Source organism: Cupriavidus sp. CuC1, from assembly GCF_044627735.1.
Taxonomy (GTDB): domain Bacteria; phylum Pseudomonadota; class Gammaproteobacteria; order Burkholderiales; family Burkholderiaceae; genus Cupriavidus; species Cupriavidus ulmosensis.
Map to the genome: position 1 here is coordinate 1 of NZ_JBIUHC010000256.1, position 8731 is coordinate 8731.

8 protein-coding genes are annotated in these 8731 nt (G+C 63.1%); all 8 read right to left on the minus strand.

Going from position 1 to position 8731, the window contains the following annotated elements; genetic code table 11:
• Window positions 1-524 (minus strand): hypothetical protein (locus ACGLHR_RS49060; RefSeq protein WP_400103035.1); only part of this gene is annotated, 524 nt, incomplete at its 3' end.
• A complete protein-coding gene (locus ACGLHR_RS49065) occupies window positions 518-1084 on the minus strand; it encodes a hypothetical protein (RefSeq protein WP_400103037.1) in 567 nt (188 codons plus the stop codon). The genes ACGLHR_RS49060 and ACGLHR_RS49065, both read right to left, overlap by 7 nt.
• Before the next feature lie 12 nt (window positions 1085-1096).
• Window positions 1097-1948, minus strand: coding sequence for a hypothetical protein (locus ACGLHR_RS49070; protein ID WP_400103039.1), 852 nt, complete (start codon window positions 1946-1948; stop codon window positions 1097-1099).
• A gap of 16 nt (window positions 1949-1964) precedes the next feature.
• Window positions 1965-3485, minus strand: a complete 1521-nt coding sequence (locus tag ACGLHR_RS49075; RefSeq protein ID WP_400103041.1) for a hypothetical protein — start codon at window positions 3483-3485, stop codon at window positions 1965-1967.
• Between the two features lie 9 nt (window positions 3486-3494).
• A complete protein-coding gene (locus tag ACGLHR_RS49080) occupies window positions 3495-5009 on the minus strand; it encodes a TnsD family Tn7-like transposition protein (protein ID WP_400103043.1) in 1515 nt (504 codons plus the stop codon).
• Window positions 5006-6331 carry a hypothetical protein gene (locus ACGLHR_RS49085; RefSeq protein WP_400103045.1) on the minus strand — a complete coding sequence of 442 codons (1326 nt, stop codon included), beginning with the start codon at window positions 6329-6331 and terminating at the stop codon, window positions 5006-5008. The genes ACGLHR_RS49080 and ACGLHR_RS49085 overlap by 4 nt, the downstream gene beginning before the upstream one ends.
• Window positions 6332-6342: 11 nt before the next feature.
• Window positions 6343-7533 carry a hypothetical protein gene (locus ACGLHR_RS49090; protein WP_400103047.1) on the minus strand — a complete coding sequence of 397 codons (1191 nt, stop codon included), beginning with the start codon at window positions 7531-7533 and terminating at the stop codon, window positions 6343-6345.
• A 183-nt stretch (window positions 7534-7716) separates the two neighbouring features.
• The gene (locus ACGLHR_RS49095; protein ID WP_400103048.1) at window positions 7717-8196 is read right to left on the minus strand and encodes a hypothetical protein; all 480 of its coding nucleotides are present in this window, start codon (window positions 8194-8196) and stop codon (window positions 7717-7719) included.
• Between the last annotated feature and the right edge of the window lie 535 nt (window positions 8197-8731).

The following is an 8731-nucleotide window of genomic DNA, read 5'->3' on the forward strand; positions in this document are numbered from 1 at the left end:
AGCCTCATCGACATGCCGCCTATAAGGCTTGCTGAGGGAGGCTTAACTTGGGTGGATTGGTCGGACACCCCCCACCTCTCTGCGACCGCCACGAACAATTCCTTGCGCCATCCTTTGTCCAGAAATAGCTCCTCTCGGCGGTGGCCGGCCGTCAGATCGATGCCTTCTTCGTCCGGCCCTAACAGCGACACGATGATTTTCCATGCGTCATCCCAGCCATCCGTTGGCGTTGCATCCTCGCGCCTCGAGAATTTTGAGATGCGCTCCGGATACTCCATCATCTCGGGCGGACACAACGGCTCGTCCCGTAGCAAGAGATCGCTGCCAAAGGCAACCGCCACCGTATTGACAGGAATCAATGCGAAGTCTGGTGAACGGCTGCGCTCTTTCTGCTTCAGATCGAAGAACACACAGAGTCCGGTCGCTGCGTCATACAGGACGAAGCAGTACTCACGAATGTTGCCCTGCCCGTGATCCCACGTAACCGGCGTGAAGCTCTTCAGCTCTTTCGGTAGTACTAACATGGCGACGGGCCCGACTTGCGCCAATGCGTGACGCGCCCGCCGCACCGCACGACGCGTGGCCTCACCGCCTCGCGCGTTCCGCCAAAGCGCAGGAAGCGGGCAAAGATCATCGCGACTACGTGCTCCGTTACGCGATATCGCGCGGCCACAGCGACGAATCGATGACGACGTTCCTTCGGGTCCAGGAAGATCGCGTGCCTTGCACGGCCCTGAGCCATGCCAATGCCGAATGCATCCGGGGCCAACAGGGCACGCATGATCCGCCACGCCCGATCCCAACTTTGCTGCTCTGCCTGCGAAAGCACCGCCTTTCCGTGAGCGTGCGTCACTGGGTCAGCGTGAATCACGGTCAGCGCGCGACCGAAGGCGGACACAATGACGGTCTCCGGCACGATGTCCAAGCGGGGGAACCGACTCCGCTCGGATTGCGAGAGATCATACAGACAGCACAGCCGAGAGCCGGCATCATGCGCGACGAAACGGTAATCTGCCGCCGCCGTGCCGGCTCGGCGCTGCCACCGAATCAAGACGAACGGCCTGAGTTCTGAAGGCAACGACATCGCTGGCCTCCTCTAACTGTGCTCGACCGACTCGCCGCCCGTCGACAGCAGCGGGTACGGCAACCACTCGTCGAACGGCCGGCTGGCATCCGCCGGAATGTGTCGCCGCGCGGTTGCCACCGCACACAGCCGCCATAGGTAGTCGATGTCGATCCGCTTCTTACACGACTCGACTTCGACGCGGTAGTCTGCATTGAGCGCCTGCGTGATCGCGAGCATCGACTCATGCAGCGTGCCCGGGGGACGGAGGTACGGCAGTGCGTACGCGGCGAACTTACGGGCGGGCTCCGCCAACTCGCGCAGGTCACCTGGCAGCATCAGCCCTTTGCAAAACCGCGCATTCTGAATGGTCATCGGTGGAACGTCATCGATCTTGAGCCACTCGGCCGAGATGTCGTCACGCCCCTCCAGCAGCGGCAGGACACGCTCGAAGTTCCGCTTTGCCAGAAAGATGGCATGATAGTGGCACCGCTCCGGCGCGTCCTTCCGAACAACCGTCAGCATCCGGTTGGCACGAACCACCGGAACGTGCGTGGGCTTGACGCTCTTGGGGTCCGCATACCGCTTTTCCGCGGCCGCCAGATCCTTGAACCGGTAGTGCCGACGGGACTTCAGAATTTCGGGTGCGATCGCGATGAGCGTGTCGAGTTCGCGCTCGCCACGCCCCACAAACTCGAAGGGTGCACTGTCATCGGGAAAGGGCTGCATGCCGGCCTCGCCGAAGGAGAACTTCCTGGCCCGGACGGCGGGGTCGGCGCTGTAGGCATCACCGGTCGGCACACCCAGAGGATCCTTCTCTGCCAAGTCGATCTGCGGATCGGCCATGCAGTAGTGAGCCAGCGTGTCGAGGGTAAGGGAAATCATGGCGTAGCTCCCGGTGTCAACCTGCGCTCGCCTTAAGGCGGGCTTTCAGGCACTTGATCCACTGCAACAGCGTTGCGGTGGGGGTACGGCGGATGCGCTTGTCATCCGTATGCATGTATGGCCGCACGCGCGAGGGCCCCTTGTGGACCAGCGCGGTATAAAGACGTACCGCGTACGACCTGGGCGACTCCACATTTCCGAAGATGGCGGCGTAGGTGCGAGGCAGTTTGGCGCGGTTTGTCCGTACGTAGTCAACCTCGACCACATCCCGCGCAATGTGCTTGGGCGTGCGTCGTCGGTCCAGTCCATCTTGTTCAAGTGCCTGAAGCCGCTGCAGAACACTGGCCTCGAAGCGCTCATCCGCCTCGACCTGCCGGACGGATTCACGTCTCGCGCGACGATCGGCGAATTGCGCGTGAAGCCACTCGCGGTCCAGATTCCGCACTAGTGCCAGTTCGGCAACCAAGGCCTTCTCCAGGCCGATTTCGTCGAGATCGGGGTTCCGGTCGATGACGCCGCAAATGACCGGTCGCATGACCTCAATCCTCTGCGAAACATTCTCTTCACGCGGTAGCGCCACGCTCTTCGACGCGCGCTGCAGCGCGGCAACGGCAGCCTCGATCGAACCGAAATGTCCGGACAACGCACACACGTTATCCAGCACGCGCGGTGACAGGCATTCGCCCTGCACCGCTGCCAAGGCAGCGTTTCGATGAACGCCGAAGTCCACATCCAGAATGACATCTGCCCGGGTATCGAGCAGGAATTCGCGCGCGCGACGGGTCCCGCCATTGCCCGTGAGCCCCGCCTTTACCGCCTTCTCCCGAAGGCATTGCTGGATCAGGTCGGATGAGAATGGCGCAAGCTTGCCCGCCAGGACATCCTCGACGTCGCGGGCTATCCTGCGAAAAAGATCCAGGCTTCCTTCATTGACCCGCCGCCATGGACGCAGCGGCTTGCCGCACGGACAGGTGACACCGGGCAGGACCGGATAGGGCGAGGATTGATACCGCTGGTGGCAATCGGCGCACCAGCGGCCAATGATTTCATCATGCTCCAGACAGATCTCGTATCCCGGCAGCGCCCAACGCATCAACCAGGCCGATTCGCCAAGGTCCTCCAATTGACGATGCCTGCATTCTTCACAGCTTCCGTGACGGACCCGGTTCACGGAACGCATATGGCCAAACCCGGTCCGCTGCCAGATACAACCGGTACCACCGTGGTTGTTGATATAGTCTTCGAGCACCGGACGTAGCGGCTCCGGCAGCCAGGGCTCGATCCAGTTCAGGATCGTCGCCCGGCGAGCGATGGGCGCAATCGCCCCGACGAATTTGGCAAGGACTGCCGCGCTGCGCTGCACACCGTGGGGCAACAGGGGCCGATCCTTTGCCCCCTCCATCTCGCGAAACCAGTCAGCGTCCGGATCGGACACCCAAACGATGTGCCGGGCCAAGCGACGAATACCGGCACCCCACGGCTCGCCAGGTAGCAGGCCAACGACATTGGTGTGTAGCAAGTGGACTGATTCCGTCACGTGTGGCTCCTAGACCTTTCGCTGACGCGACTTGCGCCAGGCGTTGACACCTGCCTGTTCCAGCGCGGCGCGGACCCGCGCCGAGCGCGCGCATCGCGCCAGGGCATAGGGGGTCGAACCCAACTCCCCGGCCAGTTCCGCCATGCTCACGTTCCGGATTCCCCGGCTCTCGCGAATCGCGTCTGCCGTGCGACGGATCCGGGCCGCCAATACACCGTCACGCCCCCGCGGGGCCCGCACGTGACGCGGCGAGTAGGTTCTGGGATGCCGATGGTGCTGATGTTGCGTCAGCCATGCCTGGTCATGACGCTGCAACCAGCGGAGCAGGCGCGGCTCACGCAAGCCGATCTGATGAACGGAGCACCCTGGGGAGTTCTCGATCAAGCGCAGCAGCGTCGCGCGCGCGTCGTCGCGAACGCGGGCCGCGCGCGCTTGCTTGATCGCGTCCCACAACGCTTCGCGCTTGATCAGCCGGTAGATCCAGTCCAATGTCGTGCCACAGAGCTCGGCCACCTTGGCGCTGGCGCAACCCAGTAGCAGTAAGTCGCCCGCATCACGCCTGCCATAGCGCCGGCGGCGGTCGACGTCCTGCAGTGCCAGATCATCGCCGTCCTTGGCGTGCCACTGGCCTTTCAAAGGGGCCGGCGCTGCACGCTGTACTGGCCACTCCTCCGGCGCGTTAGCGCGCACGTTCGGTGCGATGTACGCGAACCAGTAGAGCAAGGCCAGATAGCACGGATGACTGGGTCGGTCCGGATGGACCAGGGCCGCGAGCAGATTGCGCGCGCGCAACGGCAACAAGGCCAGCCGACTCAGCGCCGGATCGGCGACCTGCTCGCGACAGAATTGGCCAAAATCCTGGGCAAACCGGGACACCTTGAAATCCCCGTTCGCGTGCTGGTAGCCCTCGGCGATGACGGCTTCCCGCATCTGGCCGATGACATCCACGCCCAGCGCGGATTGCTCGTTGAGCCGCTTGCACACCTGGGCATAGCGTTGGGCCCGCAGATCGCCCTTCGGGACGACATCGAGCTTTGGAATCGGCAGCGACGGACTCCATGCATCCAGTGCCGCCCCGTGGGTCGCGCATACCGTCACGAAGGGATAGAAAAGGTCGTAGCACGTGCCGCGGACGCCGAACTTTCGCCAGTATTCATCGAAGCACACCAGGCAAATGGGCCACCACGCGTCCCGTGAGACGGCCCAGGCCGGCAGGCGCGGCCGAGCCGCCCGGCCGACGCCATCCGTGAGGCGACGGGCCAGCGCCAATTCACTGGACAGCGATACGCCCAGCCTCCCGAAACCCCAGGTAGACGCCGTGAGCATCTGGCCCGCATCGCCCAGCTTCCCGTCCAGCAGCGCCGCAGTCAGGGCGAGCGGCCGGCTCACGTCGCCGCAAAGCAAGGGACGGGGCGGCACATCGACCCGCGCTGCGGTCGGCAGGCGGTTGTCCCGACTGAAGTAGAGATCCCGTTCGATGCACACAATGGCCTCGCCCTGCGGATAGCAGCCACTCCAGCTCATGGTACGACTCCCTTGACCAGCATTGAAGGCGCCCAGTCCACATAGCGCTTGAGCATGGCATCCGGTGGTCGCTTTTTTTTGGCAATCAGGTCCCAGAGCGCCAGCGCCGGTTGGAAGCTGGCGATCGCGGCTTCAAACAGTCCCTCCAGCGCGGTCTCGATGGAGCGGGGATGATGACCGTGGCGCCTGTCTACATAGACGCGGCACAGCCGCAGGATCCAGTCACGCTGACCGTGCAGGCGCGCGGCTGCCCCGAGGAACGCCACCGGCATGCCGATGCCTGGCTCCATCAGGGCCCAGAGCTTGCGGCAGACGTTGACCAGCTCGTCTTTGCTGTAAGCCAGGCACTCCTTTGTTCCGACGGTGAAGGTTTTCAGGAAGGCGGGCTTGCTGAGCTCATATTCCAGTGCAGCGGTCCCCGACAGTGCGACGGCTACGCCGCTATAGCTGGCGCGGCGCAGCACATCCAGCAACAGTGGAAAGGACGACGTGATGCGATCCGTGGTCAGCCCCGTGATGGCCAGCCCCGAGATGAGGAAACTGGAGAGCAACGCTAGCAGCAGAGCAGGGAATGCTTTTTTGTTACGCTTGCCGATCGTTTCGGCCTGCAGCATCAGCGTCCGCAACTTCGGATCCAGCTTGGCCACCACGGCCAGGAACACCGATTCGGCACAAGGATCCTCAGGCGACTCGATGGTAACGAATGGGACCGTCGTTAAGCTGGCTGTATACACCTCGCCAGACGGCGTCACGATCTGCAGATCCTCTGGATCTCGATGGCTAATGACGCGGTCCAGCATTTCGAAGATTTTCGTCCCGCCTGCCATGCTGAATGGCGACATGATCGCGCGAGCCCGCCCGCAGGTCAGCCGCGACTCCTCGCTGCCCATCTCCGGCCCGCCCCCCCAGCGCTCCGGCCGAAGCTTGGCAGTGGCCCGCTTCCCCAACAGAGCGATCTCGCGTTGACAGGTGTCAAGCTTGGTCTGGCGATTGCGGTTAAGTTCCGGGATGCTGCTGCCAAAGCCGGCGGTACACACCTTGCAGTCATCCACGTAATCGATCAGTGATTTGGCCTCGTCGTTCGACAGGTAGCAGAAGGTGTCCAGTGCCAGTTCGATCTGGACCTTGATAGGCAGCCCGGGATCTGCGCCGATAGCGGTCTTGGGCGCCGTCAGTTCGTAGAAAAATTCCTGGGCGGCCTTCGCCTCGCCGGGGATCTGGTCGAACACCTTCATCAGAAAGTGCGTCTCGCTCGGTGGGATGATTGCGCTTGCCCCGCGCGCGATGGCATTGTGGCGCGGGCGCACCAGTGCATTCGTCATCGCGGGCTCCCTTATTGCGCGGCCCCGCTGCCACGGTGTCCCCGCTCGGACGCGTTCGGCATGTGTTGCGTGTACGCGTCCGGATCGGGCACCCAGTCGCACCATCGCGGGTCCGGATGCGTTCCGTGGCGAATCAACCGGTCCCATTGACGCAGCGGCGCGTGATAGGCCGCCCCGAGCCAATCGAACCACTTCCGCGCACTCAAGCGACACTGGCGCGACCGGCATTCCGGGCGGGCGGCCTCGGTCACAACCTCCCGCATCCAGCGGCGCTGGCCATAGACTTCGGCCGACAGGCCTTGCATCGCCGCCGGAAGCGCCTCGCCACCGCCCAGAAGTTGCCAGTACTGGTCCAGCGCGGTCGTGCGTTCGTCGCCCATGCAGGGGTTGAACACTTTCCGAAGCCCCGTCAACGGGCCTGTGCCCGACTGCCCGAAGGGACCCGCTGTCAACACGTCGAGCACAACGACCATGCGGTGCCGGCGCAGCGCATCCAGCGCCCGCATGACCGCAGGAAAGTCATGAGCCAGGTGCATCGACGTCAAGCCCGTCACGACCAGACAAAGGACGTGCTGCTCCGCGATGGCCGTCTGCGCCCAGTCCACGGCTCGCTCGAGGTCGTCGGCCCAAGTCCGCGTCGTCGGAATCGGACAACGTAAGCCCTGGAGGAGGTCCAGCGCGGCGAAGATCAGCGAGCCCCCGTTCATGCTGAACGGCGAGGTGAATGGCCTTGCGCGCCGGACGGCAGGCCAGGCCACGTCGCTGCCCCACTCCGGGCCACCTCCCCAGCGCTCCGGGCGGTTCCGGACGACGAACCGCTTCCCCGCAGTCGCTATCTCGTGACGAAGGCTGTCGAGTTTGGTGTTCCGAATCCGGTTGATCTCGGGAAGGCTGTTGCCAAACGCGGCGGTGCACAGCATGCAGTCGTCGACGAAGTCCAACAGGCTGTTGGCTTCGTCTTCCGAGGGATAGCGGAAAGCCACGAGCGCCTGTTCGATCTCGATGATGGCCGGCAGCGCAGGATCTTTGGGATCGCGGGGCATTGGTGCCGTAAGGTCATCGATAAACTCCTGCGTCGCCAGCGTGTCAGCGGGTATCTTCTCGAACACCTTCATCAGAGAATGCGTCTCGCCTTTTGGAATGTGCACGCTTGTCCCGCGCGGGATGGCGTTGCGTTGCGGCCGAGCCGGTACCTTTGGCATCAAAGGTCTCCTATTACGCTTGCGGGAGCCAAAGGCACCCAATCTGCCCATGCATGCTGGTCGGCACGCGTCGCGCGATCCTGTCGGCGCAGCCGTTCCCAGTGGCGCAAGTGTGGCTTCCAAGGGGAGAGCGCGCTATCGAACACCGCCTGGATGGGCACTGCCGCGTTGTCGTCGCGGCCGCTAGGTACACGGCAAGCGCCACACACGCGGTTTGAAACTGTGCTCGACGTCACCGGCCTGGAAGGTCCTTGGCGTGCCACACAGGAGGTGCAGTTCGAGACCGAGATCGTTTGTGTCCGGGTCGCGCACCCAGCAGAGGTGGCCGGAGATGGCGGTGCGCCAGGCGTCGCGGTCAAGCCTCGGCTGCAGGAGCGCGTCGATATTGCCCTTCTGATGGTGGCTCGGTCCCCTGTCCCAGCAAAGTGTGTCGGTCAGATGGCGGCCGTCGAACACGGACAGCGGACCGCCGCCGGCGACGCCGTGCCCCGCGATTTCCTGGCGCCCGCGGGCTGGCTTGGCTTCGCGCTGCGCCTTCGTGGCGAGGAGTTGGGGATCGTCGGAAACAGGCGGCTGCTTCGACGACTGCTTCGTGGACGGCACCGCTACCTTCTTCGAAGACTTGGACACGATGAGCTCCAGTTGAGCATCGTTCCAGGCCATACGCGGTCCTCGCTTCCTTGAACTTTCATCGGGCTAGACCGATACTGGGATCTTCACAACCCGTATCAATCTTGCGGCCGAACCGACCGCTGGAGGCGCACCGCGACGATCCGGAACATGCATTGAGATTTCGTTGACTGGGTTTTCCTTTTTCTTCCCGTGCGGCGGGGAGTGGGATTATTTTTATGTCAGAAAAGTCTGCAATGCAAGAGCCTTGTTGTCGTGCCTCGATTATCCCCCCTCATTTTCCGCAGTGCAACAGGCATAATCCTCTTCCGCGACAGCCGGGCGGCCAAGACGCGCGCGACGCACCGAACGAACCGCCATTTTCATCTTAAAAATCAATGGCTTAGATAATCTCAACGCCCCGCGGATCCCGCAAAGAACCGAGCAAAAATATAATCGTGCGCAATACCTATTCCGCGCGATTTCTATACTCCCTTATTCAGGGGTTCACGCCCCAATCCACCCAAGTTAAGCCTCCCTCAGCAAGCCTTATAGGCGGCATGTCGATGAGGCTTATGACGAGGCGGTC

Excerpts from the sequence above, each read along its gene's own strand:
- ACGLHR_RS49080 (WP_400103043.1), bottom strand. The coding sequence starts at position 5,009 with ATGAGCTGGAGTGGCTGCTATCCGCAGGGCGAGGCCATTGTGTGCATC.
- ACGLHR_RS49070 (WP_400103039.1), bottom strand. The coding sequence starts at position 1,948 with ATGATTTCCCTTACCCTCGACACGCTGGCTCACTACTGCATGGCCGAT.
- ACGLHR_RS49065 (WP_400103037.1), bottom strand. The coding sequence starts at position 1,084 with ATGTCGTTGCCTTCAGAACTCAGGCCGTTCGTCTTGATTCGGTGGCAG.
- ACGLHR_RS49085 (WP_400103045.1), bottom strand. The coding sequence starts at position 6,331 with ATGACGAATGCACTGGTGCGCCCGCGCCACAATGCCATCGCGCGCGGG.
- ACGLHR_RS49090 (WP_400103047.1), bottom strand. The coding sequence starts at position 7,533 with ATGCCAAAGGTACCGGCTCGGCCGCAACGCAACGCCATCCCGCGCGGG.
- ACGLHR_RS49095 (WP_400103048.1), bottom strand. The coding sequence starts at position 8,196 with ATGGCCTGGAACGATGCTCAACTGGAGCTCATCGTGTCCAAGTCTTCG.